The sequence below is a fragment of the Streptomyces sp. NPDC057287 genome, assembly GCF_042667905.1.
Classification (GTDB): Bacteria; Actinomycetota; Actinomycetes; order Streptomycetales; family Streptomycetaceae; genus Streptomyces.
Map to the genome: position 1 here is coordinate 285,766 of NZ_JBHUYV010000001.1, position 25,701 is coordinate 311,466.

At 71.9% G+C, this 25,701-nt stretch carries 19 protein-coding genes; 7 read left to right on the forward strand and 12 right to left on the reverse strand.

Going from position 1 to position 25,701, the window contains the following annotated elements:
- The gene (locus ACFUNE_RS01315) at positions 1-642 is read left to right on the forward strand and encodes a superoxide dismutase (RefSeq protein WP_383560942.1); all 642 of its coding nucleotides are present in this window, start codon (positions 1-3) and stop codon (positions 640-642) included.
- A 125-nt stretch (positions 643-767) separates the two neighbouring features.
- On the opposite strand, the gene ACFUNE_RS01320 is transcribed toward ACFUNE_RS01315, so the two are convergent.
- The 3 genes from ACFUNE_RS01320 to ACFUNE_RS01330 form a co-directional block, all read right to left on the reverse strand.
- On the reverse strand, positions 768-3,986 hold the full coding sequence (locus ACFUNE_RS01320) for a penicillin acylase family protein (protein ID WP_383560944.1): 3,219 nt from the start codon (positions 3,984-3,986) through the stop codon (positions 768-770).
- A gap of 165 nt (positions 3,987-4,151) precedes the next feature.
- Positions 4,152-5,624, reverse strand: coding sequence for a pyridoxal phosphate-dependent decarboxylase family protein (locus ACFUNE_RS01325; protein WP_383560946.1), 1,473 nt, complete (start codon positions 5,622-5,624; stop codon positions 4,152-4,154).
- A complete protein-coding gene (locus ACFUNE_RS01330) occupies positions 5,614-6,987 on the reverse strand; it encodes an MFS transporter (RefSeq protein WP_383560948.1) in 1,374 nt (457 codons plus the stop codon). Before ACFUNE_RS01330 ends, ACFUNE_RS01325 begins: the two co-directional genes overlap by 11 nt.
- Before the next feature lie 125 nt (positions 6,988-7,112).
- Here ACFUNE_RS01330 and ACFUNE_RS01335 point away from each other — a divergent pair, with 125 nt between their 5' ends.
- Positions 7,113-7,385, forward strand: coding sequence for a DUF3253 domain-containing protein (locus tag ACFUNE_RS01335; RefSeq protein ID WP_383560950.1), 273 nt, complete (start codon positions 7,113-7,115; stop codon positions 7,383-7,385).
- A gap of 57 nt (positions 7,386-7,442) precedes the next feature.
- On the opposite strand, the gene ACFUNE_RS01340 is transcribed toward ACFUNE_RS01335, so the two are convergent.
- Positions 7,443-8,093, reverse strand: coding sequence for a DsbA family protein (locus tag ACFUNE_RS01340; protein WP_383560952.1), 651 nt, complete (start codon positions 8,091-8,093; stop codon positions 7,443-7,445).
- A gap of 134 nt (positions 8,094-8,227) precedes the next feature.
- On the opposite strand from ACFUNE_RS01340, the gene pepN (ACFUNE_RS01345) reads away from it, so the two are divergent.
- The 4 genes from pepN (ACFUNE_RS01345) (at position 8,228) to ACFUNE_RS01360 (ending at position 16,614) form a co-directional block, all read left to right on the forward strand.
- A complete protein-coding gene (gene pepN / locus ACFUNE_RS01345; protein WP_383560954.1) occupies positions 8,228-10,816 on the forward strand; it encodes an aminopeptidase N in 2,589 nt (862 codons plus the stop codon).
- A gap of 124 nt (positions 10,817-10,940) precedes the next feature.
- The gene (locus tag ACFUNE_RS01350; protein ID WP_383560956.1) at positions 10,941-11,948 is read left to right on the forward strand and encodes a hypothetical protein; all 1,008 of its coding nucleotides are present in this window, start codon (positions 10,941-10,943) and stop codon (positions 11,946-11,948) included.
- Between the two features lie 144 nt (positions 11,949-12,092).
- Complete coding sequence (locus ACFUNE_RS01355) at positions 12,093-15,401, forward strand: S8 family serine peptidase (protein ID WP_383560958.1); 3,309 nt, start codon at positions 12,093-12,095, stop codon at positions 15,399-15,401.
- Between the two features lie 184 nt (positions 15,402-15,585).
- Positions 15,586-16,614, forward strand: a complete 1,029-nt coding sequence (locus ACFUNE_RS01360) for an aspartate-semialdehyde dehydrogenase (RefSeq protein ID WP_383560960.1) — start codon at positions 15,586-15,588, stop codon at positions 16,612-16,614.
- Between the two features lie 70 nt (positions 16,615-16,684).
- Here the strand turns inward: ACFUNE_RS01360 and ACFUNE_RS01365 are convergent, their stop codons facing one another.
- The 3 genes from ACFUNE_RS01365 to ACFUNE_RS01375 are packed head-to-tail and all read right to left on the reverse strand — an operon-like array spanning position 16,685 to position 17,796.
- Entirely contained in the window at positions 16,685-17,032 is a 348-nt protein-coding gene (locus ACFUNE_RS01365; RefSeq protein WP_383560962.1) for a type II toxin-antitoxin system PemK/MazF family toxin, read from the reverse strand.
- Entirely contained in the window at positions 17,025-17,249 is a 225-nt protein-coding gene (locus tag ACFUNE_RS01370) for a ribbon-helix-helix domain-containing protein (RefSeq protein ID WP_383560964.1), read from the reverse strand. Before ACFUNE_RS01370 ends, ACFUNE_RS01365 begins: the two co-directional genes overlap by 8 nt.
- A 34-nt stretch (positions 17,250-17,283) precedes the next feature.
- Positions 17,284-17,796 carry a DUF1203 domain-containing protein gene (locus ACFUNE_RS01375; protein WP_383560966.1) on the reverse strand — a complete coding sequence of 171 codons (513 nt, stop codon included), beginning with the start codon at positions 17,794-17,796 and terminating at the stop codon, positions 17,284-17,286.
- Between the two features lie 113 nt (positions 17,797-17,909).
- On the opposite strand from ACFUNE_RS01375, the gene pepN (ACFUNE_RS01380) reads away from it, so the two are divergent.
- On the forward strand, positions 17,910-20,486 hold the full coding sequence (pepN, locus tag ACFUNE_RS01380) for an aminopeptidase N (protein ID WP_383560968.1): 2,577 nt from the start codon (positions 17,910-17,912) through the stop codon (positions 20,484-20,486).
- 153 nt (positions 20,487-20,639) lie between these two features.
- Here pepN (ACFUNE_RS01380) and alc read toward each other — a convergent pair whose 3' ends face one another.
- The 5 genes from alc to ACFUNE_RS01405 form a co-directional block, all read right to left on the reverse strand.
- Positions 20,640-21,788, reverse strand: coding sequence for an allantoicase (gene alc / locus ACFUNE_RS01385; protein WP_383560970.1), 1,149 nt, complete (start codon positions 21,786-21,788; stop codon positions 20,640-20,642).
- A gap of 122 nt (positions 21,789-21,910) precedes the next feature.
- Positions 21,911-22,834, reverse strand: a complete 924-nt coding sequence (locus ACFUNE_RS01390) for a LysR substrate-binding domain-containing protein (protein ID WP_383560972.1) — start codon at positions 22,832-22,834, stop codon at positions 21,911-21,913.
- Between the two features lie 82 nt (positions 22,835-22,916).
- Complete coding sequence (locus tag ACFUNE_RS01395; RefSeq protein WP_329238607.1) at positions 22,917-23,129, reverse strand: hypothetical protein; 213 nt, start codon at positions 23,127-23,129, stop codon at positions 22,917-22,919.
- A 38-nt stretch (positions 23,130-23,167) separates the two neighbouring features.
- Positions 23,168-25,315, reverse strand: a complete 2,148-nt coding sequence (gene malQ, locus ACFUNE_RS01400; RefSeq protein ID WP_383560974.1) for a 4-alpha-glucanotransferase — start codon at positions 25,313-25,315, stop codon at positions 23,168-23,170.
- Entirely contained in the window at positions 25,316-25,648 is a 333-nt protein-coding gene (locus ACFUNE_RS01405; RefSeq protein WP_383560976.1) for a hypothetical protein, read from the reverse strand.
- Positions 25,649-25,701: the final 53 nt, after the last annotated feature.

A 25,701-nucleotide genomic window follows, 5' to 3' on the forward strand; every position in this document is an offset into this window, starting at 1 on the left:
ATGGCCACGTACACGCTTCCGGAACTCCCGTACGACTACGCGGCGCTCGAACCGGTCATCAACCCGCAGATCGTCGAGCTCCACCACGACAAGCACCACGCCGCGTACGTCAAGGGTGCGAACGACACCCTGGAGCAGCTGGAAGAGGCCCGCGACAAGGAGGCCTGGGGTGCGATCAACGGCCTCCAGAAGAACCTCGCCTTCCACCTCTCCGGCCACATCCTGCACTCGATCTACTGGCACAACATGACCGGCGACGGCGGCGGCGAGCCCCTGGCGGCGGACGGTGTGGGCGACCTGGCCGACGCGATCGCGGAGTCCTTCGGTTCCTACGCCGGCTTCAAGTCGCAGCTGACGAAGGCCGCGGCGACCACGCAGGGCTCCGGCTGGGGCGTCCTCGCGTACGAGCCGGTCAGCGGGAAGCTGATCGTCGAGCAGGTGTACGACCACCAGGGCAACGTCGGCCAGGGCTCGGTCCCGATCCTGGTCTTCGACGCCTGGGAGCACGCCTTCTACCTTCAGTACAAGAACCAGAAGGTGGACTTCATCGAGGCCATGTGGCGCGTCGTCAACTGGCAGGACGTGGCGAAGCGCTACGCCGCCGCCAAGGAGCGCGCGGACGTGCTGCTGCTCGCCCCCTGACGGAGAACCAGAGCGTCCTGCCTCGTGATCGTCTTCTCAACCTTCACGGGCGGGCGGATCAACGGAGAGCCCCCGCGAGGACATGACTCGCGGGGGCTCTCCCATGCCCGCGGAGGGGCCGGCCGTCAGCGGCCGTAGACCCCGATCTCGTTGAGCGAGTACCGGTTGTCCGTGCCCCGCTGGGTGGCGTACACCCTCACGTACCGGGCCGTGGTCGGGGTGAACGCGCGGTTCTCCACGCCCCCGCGTCCCGCCGTGGTGGTGTGCACGGTGCGCCAGGTGGCGTTGTCCCCCGACACCTCGATCCGGTATTGGAGGGCGTACTGGTCGGACCAGTTCAGCGCGACCCTGCCCACCTGACGGGCGGCGCCGAGGTCGACGGTGATCCACGCGGTGGCGACCGTTTTCGACGCCCAGCGCGTCGACACGTCACCGTCGACCGCCTTCTTCGGCGGGTAGGAGACGACCACGGCGTCCTGGTAGTCGGAGGCCGTGACGGCCGCCCCTCTGGCCAGATCGGTCAGGTCGTCGGTGCGCCGGGCCGGGAACTCCACGACCTGCTGGTAGGTGGGCCGGTTCTGCCAGGCGACGCGGGGCACGGTGATGCCGCCCATCGCGCGGTGCACGATCGAGTCGGCGCACACCTGGTCGCCCGCGGTGGAGCAGTGCTTGTCCGCCGGGTAGATCTGCGCCGCCGGGGCGGCCGCGGCCGTGGTGAGGGTCGACAGCAGCACCTGCCGGCAGGCGGCGAGCGCCCCCGCTCCGCAGAAGGTGGCGTTGAGCGGGCTGCCGACGCTCCGGCCGAGCACCGACCTGAGGTCCTTGTCCAGGTAGGCCCACCAGCCGTGCTGGAAGGACGAGCCCTTGTGCGCCTCGCTCGCCGCGATGCCCGACCCGGTGGACCCGCTGCCGTTCTGGCCGCCGGACGGCGACTCGTTGATCGGGGCGACCGCGGTCAGCGCCTGGTAGAGACCGGTGCCGAGCCCCGGGGTGAACACCCCTTCGACGAGCAGCGGCCACCAGGCGTCCAGGATGCGGATGGCCTCGGCGTGCGCGTAGGTGCCCGAGCCCTTCGCGGTCTCCCTGCGGTGGCCGCCGGCCGCCTCCCAGGCGCGCAGCTTCTCCACGGCGGCGGACAGCGCCGGGTCGGTCACGGCGGCGGAGTCGATGACGTCGAGGACGGTCGGCAGCACCTGCTCGGCCCGCAGGTCGACGGTGGCCGCGTCCTCCATCGCCCTCACCAGCGCGGTACGGGTGACACCGCCCGCCGCGACCAGCGCGGAGACCCGTTCGTCGAGGATGTCCGCGCGGTGCACGGAGCCGTTGCCCCAGGCGGAGGCGAAGCCCTTGGCCTGCTTGTTGTTCCAGCTGACGTAGTAGTCCTGGTCCACGGACTGCGGATGCCGGTCCGGAGGCGTGACGGCCGAGGTGTTGAGCGCAGGGTTCCAGTCCCTCCACTCGTACGCCGTCGTGGCCAGGATCGGCTTGTCGGGGTCGGTGTCCGCCGCACGCACGGGATTGGCGCCGGAGTTGTAGTAGGCCGTGTGGTCGGCGTCCGCGTAGAACCAGTTGAAGGTGTAGCCGATGTTCTGCGCGGCCTTCTGGAAGGTCTGCGCGGAGGTGATCTGCCCGGGGTCGTTGAACTGCTGGAAGCCGATCACCGAGTCGACGTCGTGGTGGTAGGTGGAGCGCAGCGCGGTGAAGGCGACCGGCTTGCCCCCGACCTTGCCCGTGTGGGTGACCAGGCCGTACGCCGTCCGCTCGGTGGTGAGGTCGTAGGCCCCGGCCTTGGTGGCGTCGGCGGTCGTCGGGGACCAGCTGTTCCTCTTCGTCAGCGTCTCGACCGGGGTGCAGACCCCCCGCAGCCGGTAGTGCTTCGACGCGGTGGTGGGCGTGGCTCCGGACGGCTCGCAGAGTTCGACGGCGAACGTGTCGGTGATGTCCTGGTTCGCGGAGGTGGGGCTCCAGGAGTAGTCGAGACCGCGCCCGATCTCGACGTAGAAGCTCAGGCCGGGGAAGGAGGCGCCGCGCGAGCGGAGCCCGGGGCCGTCGAGCTCCTGGACCATGAGCAACTGAGGTGCGTAGTAGCCGGTCTGGGGGCCGTAGACGGCCACCGGGTGGCCGGACGCGGTGTGTTCACCGGAGACCACCAGGGCGTTGGACATGCCCTTCTTCGCGGTGATCAGGTCGGCGGGCAGGATCCCCTCGGCGGTGGCCTTCGTCGCGGACGCCGTGGCCCCCGTCCCGGTCCCGTTCCTCGCGTGCTGGTACGCGGCCACCGAGCCGTCGTCCGGCACGGCGACCCCCACCGGGGAGGCCGGGGAGTTCGCGTACGGGTAGGTCCCGCTGCGCTGGGTCGTCGTGGCCTCGCTGTCGGTCTGCGCCCGCCATGCCTTGTAGGCGGCCGTTCCGGCAGCGGCGCCGTAGTGCTTGCGGAAGGCGATCTCGGCGAGCGCGTTCTCGACCTCCCCTCCGCCCCCGCCGCCGAAGATGGCGCCGATGACGGAGGAGATCGCCACGACGTCGGTGGCGGTGAAGTCCTGGATGGCGGAGCCGTGCCCGGTCAGCTCGTACTCACCGGGGTAGGTGTCGGCGCCGAGGGTGTCGTCGATGAACGCGTTGATCCCGGACACGTAGTCCTGGATGTCCTGGTAGGCCTGGTTCCCGGCGGCGCCCGAGTCGCGGACCCGCTCCAGCTGGGCCCTCAGGTCGCCCTCCGTGTACGGGGCGACCGCCCAGAGGCTCTGCTCCAGGGTGCGGTTGCCCGCCGCGCCCCCGGCGAACGACGACAGCTCGCCGCGTCCGACGTGGCGCAGGACGTCGATCAGCCACAGCCGGTCCTGACCGGCCGCGTAACCGGCGCCGAACTCCGTGCCGGAGCGGGTGGTCCCCTTGATGTGCGGGGTGCCGGTGGCCTTGTCGCGGGTGATGGTGACATCGGCGCGCGGGGAGGCCGTGCTCTCCACCTGGCCGGGGGCCACCCCGAACGAGGCGTCGTTGAAGTAGGCGGCGAGCTGGTCCGCCGTCAGACCGGAGTAGTCGTGCAGGAGGTTGTCGTACGCCTCGATCTGGTCCGCGGAGTGCTTGGGGCGGGTGCCGACGGTCTGGTGGAGCAGGATTCCCGCGAGGGTCGCGTGGCCGTTCTGGCCCGCCGGAAGGATGTCCTGGCACTGGCCGAGGCAGGGGTCGCCCGCCGCCGGCACGGGATCGACGCCCGGGGCGGCCCCGGCCGGGGCGGCCGTGGCGAGCGGCGCGAGCAGGGACGCCGCCGCGAGCACGGAGACCAGCGCGGTGCGGAGTCTCGCGCGGCGCCGCGGTGGCGGGGGGACGGGTGCAGGGGTCACCGGAACCTCTTCGGGAAGGAACGGGAGTGCGGGGGGCGCCGGAACAGTAACCGCACCCGGGCACCCTCGGACAGACCACGACGAGATCGTCCGCACGACTGCAACAGCCCGTTCACGCAAGGGAGTTGACGCCAACGCACCGTGGACCCGACAGCCGGCGGACGGCTACGGGACGCGGAAGACGGAACCGATGAACTCGGAGAGCAGCCGTTCCTTGAGGGCTCCGGGCAGGGCGTCGAGCAGGACGAGGACGGGCGCCATCCGGCCGGGCAGCCCGGCGCCCTCGCCGAGGCCGGCGAAGGCGAGGACACCGGCGACCTCGTCCGGCCCCAGGGTGCCCGGGTCGAGCTCGGAGGCGAACGCGGCGAGCTCCGGGTCCACCGTCACCGGCTCCAGGCCGCGGGCCTTCGTCAGCGCGGTCGCGAGGTCGCCGAGCAGGGCGTCGACCTGGCCGACCGTCGCCGGGGTGAGCGTGAGGTGGAGGTTGGGCGGGAGGCCGTCGAAGGAGAGCTGCGGCTGGAGGTACCAGCCGAGCTCGCGCATCTCGTCGGCGAGGTGGAGGAGCAGGCCGAGATCGGGGGCGCCCGCCTCCTCCCGGGCGACGGTGAAGGCGACGAGCCCGGCCGCGGGGTCGCCGAGCACCCGCACGCCGTCGAGGGACCGCAGCCCCGCGAGCAGCCGGTCGGAGGCCTCGGCGACCCGGCCCGCGAGTGCGGTGTAGCCCTCCTCGCCGACGTACTGGAGGACCGCCCACGCCTGGGCCAGCAGACCGCCGGACTTGGTGCCCTGCACCGTCGGGTTGACGACCGGGTAGCCGGGCCAGCCGGCGTGCGCGAAGTACTGGTGGCGGCGGAGCTCCGCGTCGCGGTAGAGGACCACGGACGCGCCCTTGTCGGCGTACGCGTACTTGTGCAGGTCCACCGAGAGGGAGGTGACCCCGGGCACGGAGAGGTCGAAGGGCTCGACCGGACGCCCCGCGCGCCGCAGGTAGGGCAGGATCCAGCCGCCGATGCAGGCGTCCACGTGGCAGAGCACGCCACGTGCGGCGGCCGCCGCGGCGATCTCGGCGACGGGGTCGATCACTCCGTGGGCGTACGAGGGAGTGGAGGCGACCACCAGCGCGGTGCGGCCGGTGAGCGCGGCGGCCATGGCCGGGGCGTCGGCGCGGAAGGTGACCGGGTCGACGGGGACGACGACCGCCTCCACACCCAGGTACGCGGCGGCCTTGTGGAAGGCGGCGTGGGCGGTGGACGGCAGCACCAGCTGGGGATCGGTGATCCCGCGCACCGTCCTGGCGTGGTCGCGTGCGGCCTTGACGGCGAGCAGGATGCTCTCCGTGCCGCCGCTGGTGAACGTCCCCTGGGCGCCGGGGGCGCCGAGCAGCGCGGCGACCGCGCCGACCACGTCGTTCTCCAGCCGGGCCACGCTCGGGAAGACCGTGGGGTCGAGTCCGTTGACCGTCGCGAACGCGGTGTAGGCCTCCGCCGCGAGCTCGTCGAGGCCCTCCAGCCCCGCGTCGTAGACGTAGGCGAAGGTCCGGCCTCCGCGGGTGGGCGCGTCCGCCTCGCGCAGGGCACGCAGCTCGGCGAGCACCTCGGTGGCGGGGCGGCCGTCGGGCAGGGCGGGGTCAGTCGGCACGGGCGGGCTCTTCCTGGAGGGGACGGGAGACGGTCGGGGTCCGGCGGTAGCGGTGGAGCAGCAGGAGGCTCGCCGCGGCGAGGACGGCGGGCAGCACGCTCATCCCGGCGGTGATCCCCGTCAGTGCCGCGTCCGGCTGACGCACGTGGTGCGTGGCGTCGGAGGAGCGGAAGCCGGTCAGGGCGAGGACGAGGGCGAACACCCCGGCGCCCAGGGCGAAGGCGAGGGTCTCGGCCGCGGTCCACAGCCCGGTGAAGGTGGCGGCCCTGCGCCTGCCGGTGGCGACGGCGTCGGCGGCCAGGGTGTCCGCGAGCATCGTCAGGGGGAGCAGCTGCAGCCCGGCGTAGGCGATTCCGACGAGGACGACCGCCGCGTAGCCGACGGCGGGACCCACGACCCCGGTGAAGGCGAGGAGCACCGCCCCGGCCGTGTAGAGCAGGGTCGCGCACCACTGGGCGTACGTCACGCCCTTGCGGCGGGCCAGCCGGTTCCACAGCGGCATGAAGAGGACCAGGGGGCCGATCAGGCAGGCGAACAGCGGGGTGACCGCGCCCGGGGAGCCGAGCGTGTAGGTGGCGAAGTACTGGACGCCCGCGAGCATCACGCCGATGGCGAGGGCCTGGAGCGACCACATTCCGGCCAGGTACAGGAAGGGCCTGCTGGAGCGGGCCGCGGCGAGCTGGGCCCGGAGGGACGGCTCGGCCTCGCTCCGGACGGCGGCCGGGGCGCGGCGGGTGGCGGCCCAGGCCCCGAACATGCCGAAGGCCAGCAGCACCGCGACGACGGCGCCCATCAGCCGGTAGCTCTCCGGGGTGTCGCCCTCGGCGTGCGCGATCGCGGGGGCCAGCGCGCCGGAGAGCAGGATGGCGACGCCCAGGAACCCCACCCGCCAGCCGAGGATCCGCCCGCGCTCGTGCGGGTCCTCGGTCATCTCGGCCGGCATGGTCACGTACGGCACCTGGAAGACGGCGTACGCGGTCGCGGCGAGCAGGAACAGGACGGCGACGTAACCGGCCGCGGGGGCTCCCCGCAGCGGCGGTGCGGCGAAGATCAGCGCGAAGAGCGGCGGCAGGGTGCACGCGCCGATCAGCAGGAACGGCCTGCGCGGTCCGCCGCGCAGCCGGCTGCGGTCGGAGACGGCGCCGACCAGCGGGTTGATCAGGACGTCCCAGGCCTTGGGCAGGAAGACGGCGGCTCCCGCGACGGCGGCCGGCACGGCGAGGACGTCGGTGAGGTAGTAGAGCAGGATCAGGCCCGGCACGGTCGCGAAGGTGCCCGTGCAGAGCGAGCCGAGCCCGTAGCCGATCCGCACGGTGGGCGGGAGGGGCGGGGCCGCGTGGTGATCCGAACCGGCCGCTGGCATGGGCAGATCCTGAACGATGTTCATCTTTTCGGCAAGACCCGGGCCGCACGTGAAACATGATCGCCATCCGGCGGGCGGGCGGCTTCCGCGTGGTCGCCCGCGGTGGCCGGTGCGAGACTGGCGGGGTGACGGACCACGGCCGGCGGACGGACCGGCGCCTGGAGCGGACCATCCTGGATCTGCTGGAGCGCCGGGGGCCTGCCGCGACGATCTGCCCCTCGGACGCCGCACGGGCCGTGTACGGAGGGGACGACGACGGCTGGCGGGCGCTGATGGAACCGGCCCGCCGCGCGGCCCGGCGCCTGGTCACGGCCGGCGAGGTGGAGATCACCCAGGGCGGCCACCCCGTCGAGCCGGCGGAGGCCCGCGGTCCGATCCGCATCCGCCGCGCCCGCTGACCCGCCCGGGGCCGGCCGGCGGGGCCCCTGTTCCGGAGCCCGCACCGGCCGGGCCGGTCAGTCGAAGACGGGACCCTGCGTACGGGTCCTCTTGATCTCGTAGAAGCCGGGGATCGACGCCACCAGCAGCGTGCCGTCCCAGAGCTTCGCCGCGTCCTCGCCCTTCGGGGCGGGAGTGACGACCGGGCCGAAGAAGGCGATCTGCTCGCCGTCGGCGCCGGGCACCGCGATGACCGGGGTGCCGACGTCCTGGCCGACCTTGTCGATGCCCTCCTGGTGGGAGGCGCGCAGCTCCTTGTCGTACGCGTCGGAGTCGGCGTACTCCAGGAGCTCGGCGGGCAGGCCGACATCCGCCAGCGCGCCCGCGATCGCCTCACGGGTGGGGCCCTCGCCGTTGTTGTGGATGCGGGTGCCGAGGGCCGTGTAGAGCGGGCCGACGACGTCGTCGCCGTGCTTCTGCTGGGCGGCGACCACGACACGGACGGGCGCCCAGGCCTGGGTGCGCATCATGTCCTGGTACTCCTCGGGCAGCTCGTCGAGCCTGGGCTCGTTGAGCACCGCCAGGCTCATCACGTGCCAGCGCACCTCGACGTCACGGACCTTCTCCACCTCCAGCATCCAGCGGGAGGTCATCCAGGCCCAGGGACAGAGCGGGTCGAACCAGAAGTCGGCCGGGACCTTGCCGCCGGCCGTGCTGTTCTCGGGCATGTCTCTCCTCATGAGGTCGGTCTGGCACCTGAGTGTCGGAACACCACCGGGCCCTCCGCCCATTCCCGGGCGCCGCCTCCCGGAGGCGCATGGGAGGATCAAAAGTCTTCGAACGAGACACAAAGGAGTGCTCCGTGCCCGGTGAGAACCTGTCCCGCGACGAGGCCCGCGAGAGGGCCGAGCTGCTGACCGTCGACGGTTACGAGGTCGTCCTCGACCTCCGCTCCGCCGTCGGTGAGCCCGACGGGGGCGACGAGGCCGGTCCGCGCACCTTCCGCTCGCAGACCACGATCCGCTTCCGCGCCGCCCGTTCCGGGGCGTCGACCTTCGCCGATCTGCTGGCCCCCTCCGTGACCGCGGTGAGCCTGAACGGCAGGGAACTGGACCCCTCGGCCGTCTTCGACGGGACCCGGATCGCGCTGGAGGACCTCGCCGGCGGCGAGAACGTCCTGGTGGTCGACGCGCAGTGTGCCTACAGCCGGACCGGCGAGGGCATGCACCGCTTCGTCGACCCGGAGGACGGCGAGGTCTACCTCTACACGCAGTACGAGCCGGCCGACGCGCGGCGCGTCTTCGCCAACTTCGAGCAGCCCGACCTCAAGGCTCCCTACCGCTTCCGGGTGACGGCGCCCGAGGGCTGGCGGGTCTGGAGCAACGGCGCGGAGGAGTCGCAGGAGGGCGGGGTCCACCGGTTCGCGGAGACGCTGCCGATCTCGACGTACATCACGGCGGTCGTCGCGGGCCCGTACCACTACGTGAGCGACAGCTACACGCGCACGTTCGACGACGGTTCGAAGCTGGAGGTCCCGCTCGGCGCGATGTGCCGGAAGGGGCTCGCGCGGTACTTCGACGCGGACGACGTCTTCCTGATCACCAAGCAGGGCCTGGACTTCTTCCACGACCACTTCGACTACCCGTACCCCTTCGGCAAGTACGACCAGGCGTTCGTGCCCGAGTACAACCTCGGTGCCATGGAGAACCCGGGCCTCGTCACCTTCCGCGAGGAGTACATCTACCGCGGCAAGGTCACCTCGGCCTCGTACGAGCGCCGCGCCAACGTGATCCTGCACGAGATGGCGCACATGTGGTTCGGCGATCTCGTCACCATGCAGTGGTGGGACGACCTGTGGCTGAAGGAGTCCTTCGCCGACTTCATGGGGACGTTCTCGATGGTGGAAGCGACGCGCTTCACCAACGGCTGGATCACCTTCGCCAACAACCGCAAGGCCTGGGCCTACCGCGCCGACCAGCTGCCCTCGACGCACCCGATCACGGCCGACATCCGTGACCTGGAGGACGCCAAGCTGAACTTCGACGGCATCACGTACGCCAAGGGCGCCTCGGTGCTGAAGCAGCTCGTCGCGTACGTGGGGCGGGACGCGTTCCTGGAGGGCGCGCGCCGCTACTTCAAGCAGCACGCGTTCGGCAACACGCAGCTGGGCGACCTCCTCTCGGTGCTGGCCGAGACCTCCGGGCGCGACATGACGACCTGGTCGCGCGCATGGCTCCAGACGGCCGGGGTCAACGTCCTGACGCCCGTGGTGACGTACGACGGGGAGGGGCGGATCGCGGAGCTCGCCGTGACCCAGGAGGCCGCCGCCTCCCACCCGGAGCTGCGGCCGCACCGGGTCGCCGTGGGCCTGTACCGGCTCTCCCCCGGGGGCGAGCTGGTGCGGTACGCCCGCGCCGAGACGGATGTCGCCGGCGAGCGCACCGTGGTCGCGGAGCTGGCCGGGTCCGAGCGGCCCGACCTGGTCCTGGTCAACGACGACGACCTGACGTACTGCAAGGTCCGCTTCGACGAGGTGTCCCTGGCCACCCTGCGCGCACACCTCGGTGACATCACCGACCCCCTGGCCCGGGCACTGTGCTGGTCCGCGCTCTGGAACCTGACCCGGGACGCGCTGCTGCCCGCCCGGGACTTCGTGTCCCTCGTGCTGTCGTCCGCCGGCCGTGAGTCGGACATCGGCGTCCTGCAGATGCTGCACGCCTGGGCGCAGTCGGCGCTCGTGCACTACGCCGCGCCCGCCTGGCGCGAGGAGGGCGGCCGTGCGCTGGCCGAGGGCGCGCTGGCGGAGCTGCGGCGTGCGGAGCCGGGCAGCCAGCACCAGCTGACGTGGGCCAGGTTCTTCGCCGCCGTCGCGGTGTCGGACGCGGACTTCGGGCTGCTGGGCGGGCTGCTCGACGGCTCGTCCGTGATCGACGGCCTGGACATCGACCAGGAGCTCCGCTGGGCGCTGCTCTCCCCTCTCGTCTCGCACGGGAAGGCCGACGAGGCCGCCGTGGACGCCGAACTGGCCCGCGACGACACCGCGTCCGGGAAGCGGCACCACGTGCGGTGTCTGGCCTCACGCCCCTCGGCCGAGGTCAAGGCGCAGGCCTGGGCGCTGGTGGTGGAGTCGGACAAGCTGTCCAACGCCCTCGTCGGCGCGACGATCGCCGGCTTCGAGCAGCCCTCCCAGCGGGAGCTGCTGGCCCCGTACACGGCGTCGTACTTCGAGGCGATCGAGCGTGTGTGGGCCGAGCGTTCCATCCAGATCGGCATGGACGTCGTCAAGGGCCTGTTCCCCGGGCTGCAGGACGACCCCGCCACGCTCACCGCGACGGACGCGTGGCTGAGCTCGCACCCGGACGCCGCACCGGCGCTGCGACGGCTGGTCCTGGAGGCGCGGGACGACCTGGCGCGCGCGCTCCGGGGGCAGGCGCGCGACGCGGGGGCGTGAGATCCCGGCGCGACCACTCTTTTCGGCATTCGAACTGCCGTGCTTTAGGACGGCGTTGTCCTGGATTGTCGACGGACGTGTAACACGGGTTAGCGCACCCCGGACGTGCGGGAACCTGCCCGGCATGACCAAGAACGCCCCGCTCTCCCCGCGCCCCGTCCACGAAGTGAGCCACCGCGTGCAGTCCGCCTCGCAGTTGCGCGCCCGCGGCGTGACCGCCGCGCAGACCGCCGCACAGTGCCTGCCCGGCGGAACCTGGCAGCAGCTGCTCCCCGGCGTGTACCTCCTGCACCCGGAACCGCCGACCGACGACGACCGGGTGCGCGGCGCGCTGCTGTACGCCGGACGTCCCCCGGCCGGCGCCCGGCGGACCGTGCCCGCGCAGTCCGGACCCGGCTACGGCGAGGCCATGGTGACGGGCCTGGCCGCCCTGGCCCTGTACGGCTTCGCCTCGGCGCCCCCGATGATCGCGCTGCACCGGATCGACGTGCTCGTGCCCCGCACGAGGCGGCTGCGCTCCACCCGCTTCGTCCAGGTGACCCGGTCCGCGGCCCTGCCCCGGCCGCTGCGCCGGCTCGGGGTGCCGCTGGCTCCGGTGGAGCGCGCGCTGGCCGACGCGGTGGCCGCGCTCACGGACGCCTCGACGGTGCGCCGCATCCTGACGGAGGCGGTGCGCGGCGGGCACTGCGACCCCGCGGCCGTGGTGCGGGAGCTGAACGCCGCCAGGCTGCTGGGCCGCGCACATGTGGTGGACGCCGTCGAGGCGCTCCTCGTCGAGGGCCGGGCGGTGGCGGAGGGCAGGCTGTACGAGATGGTGCGCACCCACGGCCTGCCCCAGCCGCTGTGGAACGTGGAGCTGGCCCTGCCCGGCAGCAGCTCCCTGGGCGGCGTGGACGCGTACTGGCCCGAGCAGGCGGTCGCCCTCGAACTGGGCACCCGCTCGCCCCGGGAGGAGCACGTGGTCTTCGCCGCGGAGCGGGAGCACCTGGAGCGGCTCGGGGTCACGGTGGTGCGGGTGTCGCCGAAGCAACTGCGCGAGTCGACGGCACAGCTGTCGGTGGTGCTGCGCACGGCGATGATGGCGGCCGAGGACCGCGAGCCGGCCGCCTACGTCGTGGTCCTGCCACGGTGAGTGGCGCGATCGGACCGGTGGCGGATCTACGCCATGTACCTGTTTGATCACCGTCAACTCTCCACAAAACCCTGTCTTTTACGAAAGGCTGAGCGGTCATCGGGTACCGAATTCCGGACTCTCTCTTTCTTTCACAAAACAGGGATGCTGATGACCAAGGAATCCCCCAGCTCCATACCCGGGACGAGACGCGCGGCACGCATAGCCGCCGCGGCCGGTCTGGCGGCCGCGCTGGCCGCCTCCGGCGCCGCCCCGGTCTTCGCCGCCGACGACCCGGCGACCTCGCCCGTGAAGCCCGCCGCCACGAGCGCGAAGGGCGACAAGCTGGGCGAGGCCGACGCCGATGTGCTGGCGAAGGCCGAGGCCGAGGGCGAGAAGAACATCACGATGATGGTCGCCACCGCTCCTGGTGCGACCGAGCAGGTCACCGCACAGCTGGACGCCGTCAAGGGGTCCGTGCTGGGGCAGACGTACGACAAGCTCGGCTACGTCCGGGCGACCGTGCCGACCTCGGCCGCCGAGGCCACCATCAAGGCGGCGCAGAAGCTCTCCTCCGTCCAGGGCATCGATCTGAAGCAGGAGATCGAGCTGGACGACCCGACGCCCGCGGGCGACCGGGCCGCCGGGGCGAAGCAGCCGAAGGCCACGGGCAGTTACGCGGCCCCGGGCAAGAACACCCCGGCCAGGAACCCGTACAACCCGTCCTTCGAGACGGGCGCGGTCGACTTCGTGAAGCAGCACCCGAAGGCCGACGGCCGAGGGATCACCATCGGCGTCCTGGACTCCGGTGTCGACCTCGGCCACCCCGCGCTGCAGAAGACCACCACCGGCGAGCGCAAGATCGTCGACTGGGTGACGGCGACGGACCCGGTCAACGACGCCGACAAGACCTGGCTGCCGATGACGGCCTCCGTGGCCGGCCCGACGTTCACCATCGGGGGCCGCACCTACTCGGCGCCGGCGGGGTCCTACAAGATCCAGCTGTTCTCCGAGTCCGCCACCAAGGGCGGCGACATGGCCGGGGACCTGAACCGGGACGGCGACACCACCGACCAGTGGGCCGTGCTCTACGACGCGGTCGCCGGCACCGTGCGGGTGGACCTCGACAACGACGCGGACTTCGGCGACGAAGCCGTGCTCAAGCCGTACAAGGACAAGCACCAGGTCGGCTACTTCGGCACGGACAACCCGGCGACGCAGATCGTCGAGCGCATCCCGTTCGTCGTCGAGACCCGCAAGGACGTCGTCTACAACGCGGCCGGCGCCAAGGCCGACTTCGTCAACATCGGCGTCATCGAGAGCGAGCACGGCACGCACGTCGCGGGCATCACCGCGGCCAACGGCCTGTTCGGCGGCAAGATGAACGGCGCGGCGCCCGGCGCCAAGATCGTCTCCTCGCGTGCCTGCACCTGGTCCGGCGGCTGCACCAACATCGCGCTGACCGAGGGCATGATCGACCTCGTCGTCAACCGCGGTGTCGACGTCGTCAACATGTCGATCGGCGGCCTGCCGCCCCTCAACGACGGCAACAACGCGCGCGCCGAGCTCTACAAGCGCCTCATCGACATCTACGGCGTCCAGCTGGTCATCTCGGCCGGCAACGAGGGCCCGGGCGTCAACACCATCGGTGACCCCGGCCTCGCCGACCACGTCATCTCCGTGGGCGCGTCGATCTCCAAGGAGACATGGGCCGCCAACTACGGCTCCAACGTCACCAAGAAGTACGACATGCTCCCCTTCTCCTCGCGCGGCCCGCGTGAGGACGGCGGCTTCACGCCGACCCTGACGGCGCCGGGTGCGTCGATCAACACCACGCAGACCTGGTTCCCGGGCGGTCCGGTCAAGGAGTCGGGCTACACGCTCCCCGCCGGCTACTCCATGCTGCAGGGCACCTCGATGTCCTCGCCGCAGGCCGCCGGTGCGACGGCGCTGCTGCTGTCCGCCGCGAAGCAGAAGCACATCGAGCTGCCGCCGGCCGACCTGCGGACCGCACTGACCAGCACCGCCACCCACATCGACGGCGTGCCCGCGCACGCCCAGGGTTCCGGTCTGATCAACATCGTCGGCGCCTGGAAGCAGATCGAGAAGCAGGGCACCCCGGCGCACGAGTACGCGGTGAAGGCCCCGGTCGACACCGCGATCGACTTCGCGCTCAAGGACCCGGGCTTCGGTACGGGGCTGTACGACCGTGAGGGCGGCCTGAAGGCCGGCCAGACGAAGTACTACGACATCACCGTCACCCGCACCACGGGCCCGGACCGCGACGTCCAGCACAAGCTGTCGTGGAAGAACAACGACGGCACGTTCGGGCTGAGCAGCCCCGAGTACGTCTCGCTGCCGCTCGACACCCCGGTGAAGATCAAGGTCAGGGCGAAGCCCGCCGCGGACGGCGTCCACAGCGCGATCCTGCAGCTGGACGACAAGAAGACCTCCGGCATCGACCAGCAGATCCTCTCGACGGTGGTCGTCGCGAAGGACCTGGTGAAGCCCGGTTACGCCTTCTCCACGACCGGCTCGGTGCAGCGCAACGGCACCACGTCGTACTTCGTGAACGTCCCCGAGGGTGCGAAGACCCTCGAGGTCGCGCTGAGCGCCCTGCGCTCGGGCAGCCAGACGCGGTTCATCTCCCTGCACCCGTACGGGGTCTCGGTGGAGGACAGCTCCACGATCAACTGCTACCCGAACTACGAGAACCCGGCCAACACCTGCCGCCCGGACACGCGCTCCTACAAGGACCCGCAGCCCGGCGTCTGGGAGATCGAGGTCGAGTCGCGCCGTACGTCGCCGCTGCTGGACAACCCGTACAAGCTGAACGTCTCGCTGCTGGGCGCCACCTTCGACCCGGCGGTGCAGACCATCGCCGAGGCGAAGATCGGCACCCCGGCCGCGGTGGACTGGACGGTCACCAACAACGCCGGTGACCTGAAGGGCTCGCTCAAGGGCGGCTCGCTGGGCTCGGCGGACGTCGAGCGCCCGTCGATCTCGACCGGTGGCGAGTACACCAGGACGGTCACCATCGGTGAGGGCGTCGAGAAGCTGGACGTCGCCATCGGCAACACCTCGGACGCCAACGCCGACATCGACCTGTACGTCTACAAGGGCGACACCGAGGTCGGTGCCTCGACGACGGCCGGCTCGGAGGAGTCGGTCAGCCTGGTGAAGCCGGCGGCGGGCACGTACACCGTCGTCATCGACGGCTACTCGGTCCCGGCCGGGACCACCGAGTACGACTACCGGGACGTGTACTACGCCCCGTCGCTCGGTGCGATCAAGGTCGACGAGTCGAAGACCGTGAACCTGGTCAACGGCGCGTCCGCCCAGGTCGGCGCCGAGGTCGTGGTCGCCGGAGCCGCTCCCGAGGGCCGGCAGTTCTTCGGTGAGGTCCAGCTCGTGAACGCCCGCGGCACCGCGGCGGGCACCGGCAGCGTCGTGATCGAGAAGGTCACGCCGTAGCCGTAGCGACGGTGTGATCCGCACGACACCGGAACACTGTGGGGCGGGGGCTCGCAAGGGCACCCGCCCCACAGCGCTGCGCGCGGCCTGTCCGCCTGCCGGACAATGGATTGGACAAGGAAGCCGGGGACATACACATCATGGACCGGCAACCGTGCCCGTTCGCGTCTGTGAGGGAGTTCTCGTGAAGGTCGGAATCGTCGGCGCCACCGGTCAGGTCGGCACAGTCATGCGCAGCATCCTGGCCGAGCGGAAGTTCCCCGTCGCCGAGCTGCGGCTCTTCGCCTCCGCGCGCTCCGCGGGCTCCACCCTCACGTACGAGGGCAAGGACATCACCGTGGAGGACGCCTCCACCGCCGACTACACCGGCCTGGACATCGTGCTGTTCTCCGCGGGCGGCGCGACCTCGAAGGCGCTGGCCGAGAAGGTCGCCTCCCAGGGCGCCGTGGTGATCGACAACTCCTCCGCCTGGCGCAAGGACCCCGAGGTCCCGCTGGTGGTCTCCGAGGTCAACGCGCACGCGATCAGGAACCGCCCCAAGGGCATCATCGCCAACCCGAACTGCACCACGATGGCCGCCATGCCCGTGCTGCGTCCCCTGCACGACGAGGCGCAGCTCGACGCGCTGACGGTCGCCACCTACCAGGCGGTGTCCGGCTCCGGTGTCGCGGGCGTCGCGGAGCTGCACGGCCAGGCCTCCAAGGTCGTCGCCGACGCGGACAAGCTGACGCACGACGGCGGCGCGGTCGACTTCCCCGAGCCGGGCGTCTACAAGCGCCCCATCGCCTTCAACGTGCTGCCGCTCGCCGGCTCGATCGTCGACGACGGCTCCTTCGAGACCGACGAGGAGCAGAAGCTCCGCAACGAGTCCCGCAAGATCCTGGAGATCCCGGAGCTCAAGGTGTCCGGCACCTGCGTCCGGGTCCCGGTCTTCTCCGGCCACTCCCTCCAGATCAACGCCCGCTTCGCCCGCCCGATCAGCGTCGAGCGCGCCTACGAGCTGCTGAAGGACGCCGAGGGCGTCGAGCTCTCCGAGATCCCGACCCCGCTCCAGGCGGCCGGCAAGGACGCCTCGTACGTGGGCCGCATCCGGAACGACGAGACCGTCGAGCACGGCCTCGCGCTGTTCGTCTCCAACGACAACCTGCGCAAGGGCGCCGCGCTGAACGCGGTCCAGATCGCGGAGCTGGTGGCGGCGGAGCTCAAGGGCTGAGGCCCTTCACCCCCGTAAAGGGCGGGCGCCGGGTTCCCGGCGCCCGCCCTTCAGCGTGCTCCTGCCCGCCTCAGAGCGCGAGGTGCCTGCGCAGGGCGGCGTCGATCTCACTCATGCGCTGCCGGGGGACGGTGCCGACGCGTTTCAGCACACGGTCCGGGGAAACGGCGCGGACCTGTTCGCACTGGACCTTCGAGTCCTTCGGCAGCCCGCTCTCCGAAGCCCGCAGAAGCGCCTGGAAGGTGAGGACGCGCGCGGTGCTGGACGTCAGCGGCACCACGGTGACCACACCGCGCCCGTTCGACACGACCGACTGGTTGGCCGCGTTGTTCGACACGATCACGGCCGGTCTGACCTTGTTGGCCTCACTCCCCCTGGCCGGTTCCAGATCGACCAGATGGATGTCGCCTCTACGCACCGGCGATCCCGTCCCCGACCGTGCGGTCCCAGAGAGCGGCGTCCTCGCTCGCGTCCCACTCCTCGAAGGCCTCGGTGTACTCCGCTTCGAGCCCCGCATCGCGCAGCAGCTCGATGGCGGCGTGTATCACCGCCGACCGCGAATCCGCATCGGTCTTCGCCGCGTACTCGTCGACGAAGGCGACATCCTCCTGCGGCAAGCTCACACTGATCTTCATGCCACCCATGCTACCAACGGTAGGAAATGGGTGGCTACCTCACGCGCCCCTCCCTTCGCACCTCGAAGTGGAAGCACCCGTACTCCACGGCCCGTACGTGCAGGAGCACCGCCTCCGGGTCGGCGAAGGCCTCCGTCAGGGCCTCGTCGAACCCCCGCTCCTCGTCGGCCGGGATCTCCAGCAGCCTGCCGCCGACGATGCGCCCCTCCACGTCGTAGCGCCGGACCGCGCGAAGGGCGCCCGCCCGTGAGAACGGGTAGCCGGGCCGGTCCTCCGCCGGGCCCTCGCACTCCTCGGCGTGGACGAAGACCGGCCCCTGCTCGTCGTACGCCCCCGGGCGCGCCCACGTCGCCGCAGCCCAGCGCCGCAGCGGCGCGTAGGAGACCAGGGCGATCCTCTCCCCGGGCTCCGCTCCGCGCAGGCAGCAGCGCAGGGGATCGCCGCCCTCCGCCGCCGTGTACGGGACGCAGGGCCGGCCCGCGTCGTCGGTCGTGCGGAGCTCTTTCAGCGCGTCCGGCCCGATGGGCAGCGCCTCGTAAGTGGTCATGCTCCGAGGGTGGCCCGTGTGTCTGGGCCCGTCCGGCGGAAAACGGACATCGCGTTGGGCCCGCCCCGCGTGGAAGGATGGCGAAAACATCGCACATCAAAGGAGATGACCGCGTGCCTGGCACGAATCTGACCCGCGAAGAGGCACAGGAGCGGGCGCGCCTGCTGACCGTGGACGCGTACGAGATCGATCTCGACCTCTCCGGCGCGCAGGAGGGCGGCACCTACCGGTCCGTCACCACCGTGCGCTTCGACTCCGCCGAGGACGGCGCCGAGACCTTCATCGATCTGGTCGCCCCGGCGGTCCACGACGTCGTGTTGAACGGCAAGGACCTCGACATCGCCGCCGTCTTCCGGGACTCCCGGATCGCGCTGAAGCACCTCCGCGCCGGCACCAACGAGCTCAAGGTCGTCGCCGACTGCTCGTACACGAACACGGGCGAGGGCCTGCACCGTTTCGTGGACCCGGTCGACGAACAGGCATATCTGTACACCCAGTTCGAGGTACCGGATGCCCGCCGGGTGTTCGCCAGCTTCGAGCAGCCCGACCTCAAGGCGACCTTCCGGTTCACCGTGAAGGCCCCGTCGGGCTGGACCGTGATCTCCAACTCGCCGACGCCCGAGCCCAAGGACGACGTCTGGTCCTTCGAGCCGACGCCGCGCGTCTCCACCTACATCACGGCCCTGATCGCCGGCCCGTACCACGCGGTGCACAGCAGCTACGAGAAGGACGGCCAGTCCGTCCCGCTCGGTATCTACTGCCGCCCGTCGCTCGCCGAGTACCTGGACGCGGACGCGATCTTCGCGGTCACGCGGCAGGGCTTCGAGTGGTTCCAGGAGAAGTTCGACTACGCGTACCCGTTCGCCAAGTACGACCAGCTGTTCGTCCCGGAGTTCAACGCCGGCGCGATGGAGAACGCCGGTGCGGTCACCATCCGCGACCAGTACGTCTTCCGCTCCAAGGTCACGGACGCGGCGTACGAGACGCGGGCCGAGACCATCCTCCACGAGCTGGCCCACATGTGGTTCGGCGACCTCGTCACCATGGAGTGGTGGAACGACCTCTGGCTGAACGAGTCGTTCGCCACGTACACCTCGATCGCCTGCCAGGCGGACGCCGAGGGCTCGAAGTGGCCGCACTCCTGGACGACGTTCGCGAACTCCATGAAGACGTGGGCGTACCGCCAGGACCAGCTGCCGTCGACGCACCCGATCATGGCGGACATCCAGGACCTCGACGACGTCCTGGTGAACTTCGACGGGATCACGTACGCGAAGGGCGCCTCGGTCCTGAAGCAGCTCGTGGCGTACGTCGGCAAGGACGCGTTCTTCAAGGGCGTGCAGGCCTACTTCAAGGCGCACGCCTTCGGTAACACGCGCCTGTCGGACCTGCTGGGCGCGCTGGAGGAGACCTCCGGCCGTGACCTGAAGACCTGGTCGAAGGCGTGGCTGGAGACGGCCGGGATCAACATCCTCCGCCCGGAGATCGAGACCGACGAGCACGGCCACGTCACCTCGTTCACCGTCCTGCAGGAGGCCCCCGCGCTCCCCGCCGGCGCGAAGGGCGAGCCGACGCTGCGCCCGCACCGGATCGCCATCGGCTGCTACGAGCTCGACGCGGCCGGGAAGCTGGTCCGCACGGACCGGATCGAGCTGGACGTCGACGGCGAGCGGACCACCGTGCCCTTCCCGTCCGGCACGCCGCGCCCGGCGGTCGTCCTGCTCAACGACGACGACCTGTCGTACGCGAAGGTCCGCCTCGACGAAGAGTCGCTGCGGGTCGTCACGGCGCACCTGGGCGACTTCGCCGAGTCCCTGCCCCGCGCGCTGAGCTGGGCCTCGGCCTGGGACATGACGCGCGACGGCGAGCTGGCCACACGCGACTACCTGGCGCTGGTCCTCTCCGGGATCGGCAAGGAGTCGGACATCGGCGTGGTGCAGTCGCTGCACCGCCAGGTGAAGCTGGCCCTGGACCTCTACGCCGCGCCGGAGTGGCGCGAGGCGGGTCTGAACCAGTGGACCGAGGCGACGCTGGCGCACCTGCGCGCGGCGGAGCCGGGCAGCGACCACCAGCTGGCCTGGGCCCGTGCCTTCGCGGCGACGGCCCGCAGCCCGCTCCACCTGGACGTGCTGCAGTCGCTGCTGGACGGCACCCAGGAGATCGAGGGCCTGGCCGTCGACACCGAGCTGCGCTGGGCGTTCGTGCAGCGCCTGGCCGCGACCGGTCTGCTCGACGAGGAGGAGATCGCCGCCGAGTACGAGCGCGACCGGACGGCGGCCGGCGAGCGCCACGCGGCGTCGGCGCGCGCGGCCCAGCCCTCCGAGGAGGCGAAGGCCGAGGCGTGGGCGTCGGTCGTCGAGTCGGACAAGCTGCCGAACTCCCTCCAGGAGTCGGTCATCGACGGCTTCGTGCAGACCGACCAGCGTGAGCTGCTGGCTCCGTACGCGGAGCGGTACTTCACGGCGGTGAAGGACGTCTGGGACTCGCGCAGCCACGAGATGGCCCAGCAGATCGCCGTGGGCCTCTACCCGTCCCTCCACGTCTCGCAGGAGACCCTGGACGCCACGGACGCCTGGCTCGGGGCGGTGCAGCCGAGTGCGGCCCTGCGCCGGCTGGTGTCGGAGTCCCGGGCGGGCGTGGAGCGTGCGCTGAAGGCTCAGGCAGCGGACGCCGCGGCGGCCACCGCGTAGCGGTACCGCGTACGGACGGAGGGGGCGCCCCGTGCGGGGCACCCCCTCCGTGTCTTCGGAGCGCTCTCGCGGCGTCGCCGAAATGGAAACCGCCCGGCGGGCAGGCGCCGGAGCGCGGCCGTCCGCCGGGCGGAGATCTTGGCAGGTGGCGGGTTACGCCACCGACTCCTCGTAGCGGCGGCGCAGTTCGGCCGCACCCGCGTCCGTCAGCGAGCCGTGGAGCCGCATCCGGGCCACTCCGCCGTCGGGGAAGGCGTCGAGGCGCACGTGGGTGACCACGGCCTCGGCGTCCAGGAGGAAGCGGTGCACCGTGTCCGGCTGGAGCCGGGTGCGCGGGACGATCTCGGACCACTCACCCGAATCGCCGTCGCGGCCCTGGAGGCTGATCCAGCCGGCCGCGTTGCCCTTGAGGTAGGCCGTGTCGATCTCGACGGCGCGCACCGCTCCCTGGGCGGGAAGGCGGAAGCGCACCCAGTCGTTCGTGTCGCGGACACGGCGGCGGCGGTTCTCCCAGCCGTCGTCCATCTTGCGGGAGGTCCCGGGAAGGATGATCTGGGCCGGCGAGGAGTAGAAGCGGTCCGAGGCGTCCTCGTAGGTACCGCCGTTCATGATCGAGATCAGGTCGACCGTGCCCAGCGCCGCGAGCCAGGCCGGGTCGGGTACGACGTCGCCGTGCACGCGGAGGCGGGCGATGCCGCCGTCGGGGTGCTGGCAGAGGCGCAGATGGGTGTAGCGGCGGTCGCCGGTGATCTCGAAGGCGTTGGCCGCGTGGCCGCGTACCGGCGTCGGCGGGACGAGCTCCTCCCACTTCACGTCGTCGGCGAGGAGCTGCTCGGGGCTCGGCGAGCCCTCGACCGCTGCCGCCTGGACGGAGACGCGCTGGGGGTAGTTGCCGCGGAAGTGGGCCGTGTCGACGACGATGCCCCGGATGATCCCGGGAGCGCCGAGGCGGATGATCGCCCAGTCGTGGTCCTCGGGGGCGGGGAAGGGGTGGTCCGCGTCGGCGCCGCGGCGGCGGCGGGTCTCCCAGCCGTCCATGATCTTGCCCTTGTGGCCGAAGCGCTCGGGGTCGAAGACCGCGGGTTCGCGGATCAGCAGGTTCTCGCGCTCGGCGAAGAACTCGTCGTTGGCGGCGATCACGCCCGCGCCGAGGCGGCGGTCCGCGAGGTCGACGAGGTCGGTGAAGGGAAGGCCGGTGGCGGCACGGTAATCGGCGTAGGGGTCGCCCCCGCCGTAAGGGGCCGCGTCGTTCGCGTGGGGGTCGGTGTCCTGGAATGTGGTCTCGTTCGCGTCGGCGGTCATGACACGACTGTCACCCAGAGACACCTGTCAGGTCCATCGAAAGTTTCCGTACAGTTCTTTCAGTTCTCCTGAACGGTCGAGCCCGAGGCCCGGACGGCCTCCCCGCGGAGCCCGGCCAGGGGTCAGCTCCGGTGCTCCCCGGCCCCCGCCACCCGCTGGAGCGCCGTCAGCACGCGCGCCACCGCCGGCCCCCGCTCCGCCCCCTGCCGTACGGCGGCCACCACATGGCGGTGCGGGCGGTCCGACTCCAGGACCCTCATGGCCACCCCGTCACCCGACCGGTCCGCCGCGGACGCCATCCGGGGGACGAGCGCGACACCCATCCCGGCCTCCACCATGGCCAGGATCGCGGTCCATCCCGAAGCGCTGTGCGCCTGTTCGGGCACGAACCCGGCCGCGTCGCACGCGGCCCTCGTGATCTCCGACCAGGGGCCCGAGCCCCCGAAGATCCAGGGTTCGGCGGCGAGATCGGCCAGCCGGAGGCCCGGCGTGCGGGCGAGGCGGTGGTCCAGGGGGAGCGCGACGTCCAGCGGGTCGGCCAGGAGCGGCAGCAGCGTGAAGCGGGGGTCCCGGGCGGTCGGCGCGTGCGCCGCCAGGGAGAGGGCGAGGTCCACGTCCCCGGCGGACAGGAGCTCGTACGCCTGGGCGGCCTCCGCCTCCCGGACGCGCACCTCGGGGCCCGGACGGTCCCCGGCCCGCAGGAGCCGTACGGCCGGTACGACGAGGGCGGGCACGGCCGTCGAGAAGGCACCGACCCGCACCTGGCCCGCCTCGCCCCGCAGATAGCCGGTCAGCTCGGCGTCGGCCCGCTCCAGCTGGGCGAAGACCGTCTCGGCGTGGCGCAGCACGAGATGCGCGGCGTCGGTAAGCCGGACACGGCGGCCCTGTGGCTCCAGGAGCGGCACACCGAGCTGCCCGGCGAGGTTGCTGAGCTGCTGCGAGACGGCCGACGGGGTCATGAGAAGGGCCGTGGCCGTGGCCGTGACCGTGCCCCGGTCGCGCAGGGTGCGCAGGATGCGGAGCTTCTTGACGTCCCACTCGGTCATGGCCGCAACCTACCGGTCGACCGGACATGCCGATGCGCCGCGCGGTACTGCGTACCGGCGGCGCACTCGGGAGAACAGCTGTCTAGGCCTGCTTCTTGGACTTGTCGAGGACCATGACGAGTCCCGCGATGACCAGGAACAGGACGATCGGTGCCGCGACGAAGAGGCCGAGGGTCTCCATCACGTTCAGACCCGGACCCGGGTCGTCGCCGTCGTCGCGGGTGAGCGCGAGCGCCGGGGACGACATGAGCAGCATCATCAGCGTCGTACCGGCCGCGACGGCGCCGGCGCGCATAGCGTTCTTCTTGTCCACGGTGCAAACGTAGCGAACGCCTACGAGGGGCGCGCGCCCGGGGGTGCCGTACGGGACTCCCGGCCGTCGGGCATGACGGCCATCAGCCTGTGCAGCCGGGGTGACGCGGTGATCTCCTCCAGCGTGACGGGGTGGCCCTCCGCATCGGCGATGGGCAGGCGCCAGTTGGGGTACTGGTCCCAGGTCCCGGGGAGGTTCTGCGGGCGGCGGTCGCCCACGGTGTCGGGGAGCCAGACCCCGGTCATCCGGGCGGGGGTGCGCAGCAGGAAGCGGTGGACGGCGCGGACTGCCGCCTCCTCGTCCCCGTCCCCCTCGGGCAGCAGACGGAGCCGGGCCAGGTAGGCGAGCCACTCGGCGGTGTCGGCCGCGTCCTCGGCCAGCTCCTGCTCCAGGTCCCGGCCGAGCAGCCCGAGCCGGTGGCGGAGCGTCACGTGCTCACCCGTCAGCCGGGCGGCGGTGGACGGCAGGTCGTGGGTGGTCGCCGTGGCCACACAGCCCTCGCGCCACTTCTCGGGGGCGAGCATGCGCCCGTCACCGGCCCAGTCGCGCTCGAACCAGAGCACGGAGGTGCCGAGCACCCCGCGCCGGGCGAGCGCCTCGCGCACACCGGGCTCGACGGTCCCGAGGTCCTCCCCTATGACGACGGCCCCGGCCCGGTGCGCTTCCAGGACGAGCACCGCGAGCATCGCCTCGGCGTCCTGACCGACGTACGTGCCGTCGGTGGGCGGGCGCCCCTCGGGCACCCACCAGAGCCTGAAGAGGCCCATGACGTGGTCGATGCGCAGGGCTCCGGCGTGGGCCAGGAGGCCGCGCAGCAGGGCGCGGTAGGGGGCGTAACCGGACGCCGCCAGCGCGTCGGGGCGCCAGGGGGGCAGCCCCCAGTCCTGGCCGTGGGCGTTGAAGGCGTCGGGGGGCGCCCCGACGGACATCCCCTGCGCGAAGGCGTCCTGCTGGGCCCAGGTGTCCGCGCCGTCGGGATGGACCCCGACGGCGAGGTCGTGGACGATGCCGACGGCCATGCCGGACTCACGCGCGGCGCTCTGCGCGGTGGCGAGCTGGGTGTCCGTCAGCCAGGCGAGCCGGCAGTGGAAGTCGACCCGGTCCAGCAGCTCGGTGCGGGCCCGGGCGCTCTGCGGGGAGCGGGGGTCACGCAGCCCATCGGGCCAGCTGCGCCACCGGGGGCCGTGCACCTCGGCCAGGGCGCACCACAGGGCGTGGTCCTCCAGCGCCTGCCCCTGTCCCGCGAGGAAGTCGCAGTACGCGGCGCGGCGGCCGGGCGTCAGGGGGACCTGGTGGATGAGCTCCAGCGCCTGCCTCTTGAGCTCCCAGACGGCGTCGCGGTCGATCAGCGCGCCCTTGTTCAGCACGGCCTCGCGCAGCGCCGCGGCTTCCTGGCGCAGGTCGTCCAGGGCCGCTCTGCCGGCCTCGGGGACATGGCCGTGCTCCGGGATCGACTCGATGTGCAGGTGCACGGGGTCGGGGAAGCGGCGCGAGGAGGGGCGGTACGGGGAGGGGTCGGTCGGCCTGCCCGGTACGGCGGCGTGCAGCGGGTTCACCTGGACGAATCCGCTCCCCAGCGTCCTGCCCGCCCAGGCGGCGAGGTCGGCCAGGTCCGCGAGGTCGCCCATGCCCCAGGAGCGGGCGGAGAGCATCGAGTAGAGCTGGACGAGGAATCCGTGCGTGCGGGCGGGCGGCCGGGGTACGCGGTCCGGAGCGACGACGAGTGTGGCGGTCGCGTAGTGGCGGTCCGGGGTACGGACGGTCAGCCGGTGGACTCCCAGGGGCGGTTCGGTCCACCAGGAGGGCGTGACCGGCGTGTTCTCCGTCGGGGCCGGCGCGGGGAGCACACGCATGCGCAGGGGCGCGGAGGCGACGTCGGCCACCGGTTCGGGGTCGACCGTCAGGACCGCGCCGGGCGGGAGCGCGGTGAGCGCGGCCGGCAGCGGCTCCCCCGACCAGGCCACCACCGTCGGCGGGATCAGTCGGGAGGCCGCCGCCGATTCGGCTGCGGCGAGAGATCTCCGTACATCCGCGGGGGTGGCGGCGTCGACGCCCAGCGCGGCGAGCACGGCCGTGACCGTGTCGTCGGGGACGGACACCGTGACGTCCGCGGACGGGGAGAAGGAGGTGGCGACGCCGTGCAGTGCGGCGAGCCGGGACAAGCCCATTCAGACTCCTGGGGACTCCATGCCCCCTGCGGTGCCGGGTGCTGTCGGCTCGCTGGTCAGAGGGGCGACGGCGGCGAGCGGTGGCTCGCTCGTGAGAGGTGTGGCGTCGGCGAGCGGGGGCTCGCTGGTGAGCGGGGGCTCACTGGTGAGCGGAGCGCTGTCGGCGAACACGGGTTCACCGATCAGGTGGGAGACGTCGGCGAGCGGGAGCTCACTGATCATCGGAGGGGCGGTGAGGGTCGGGGACTTCGCGCCCGACAGCGGGTCGGGACCCGTGAGGCTCGGTACCTGTTTGGAGAGGGCGGAGAGCAGAAGCTGCGCGGAAGCGGGCACGTGGGCCTCCTGGCCGTGGACAACAGGACACAGCAGGCCTACCCAGCAGGCGC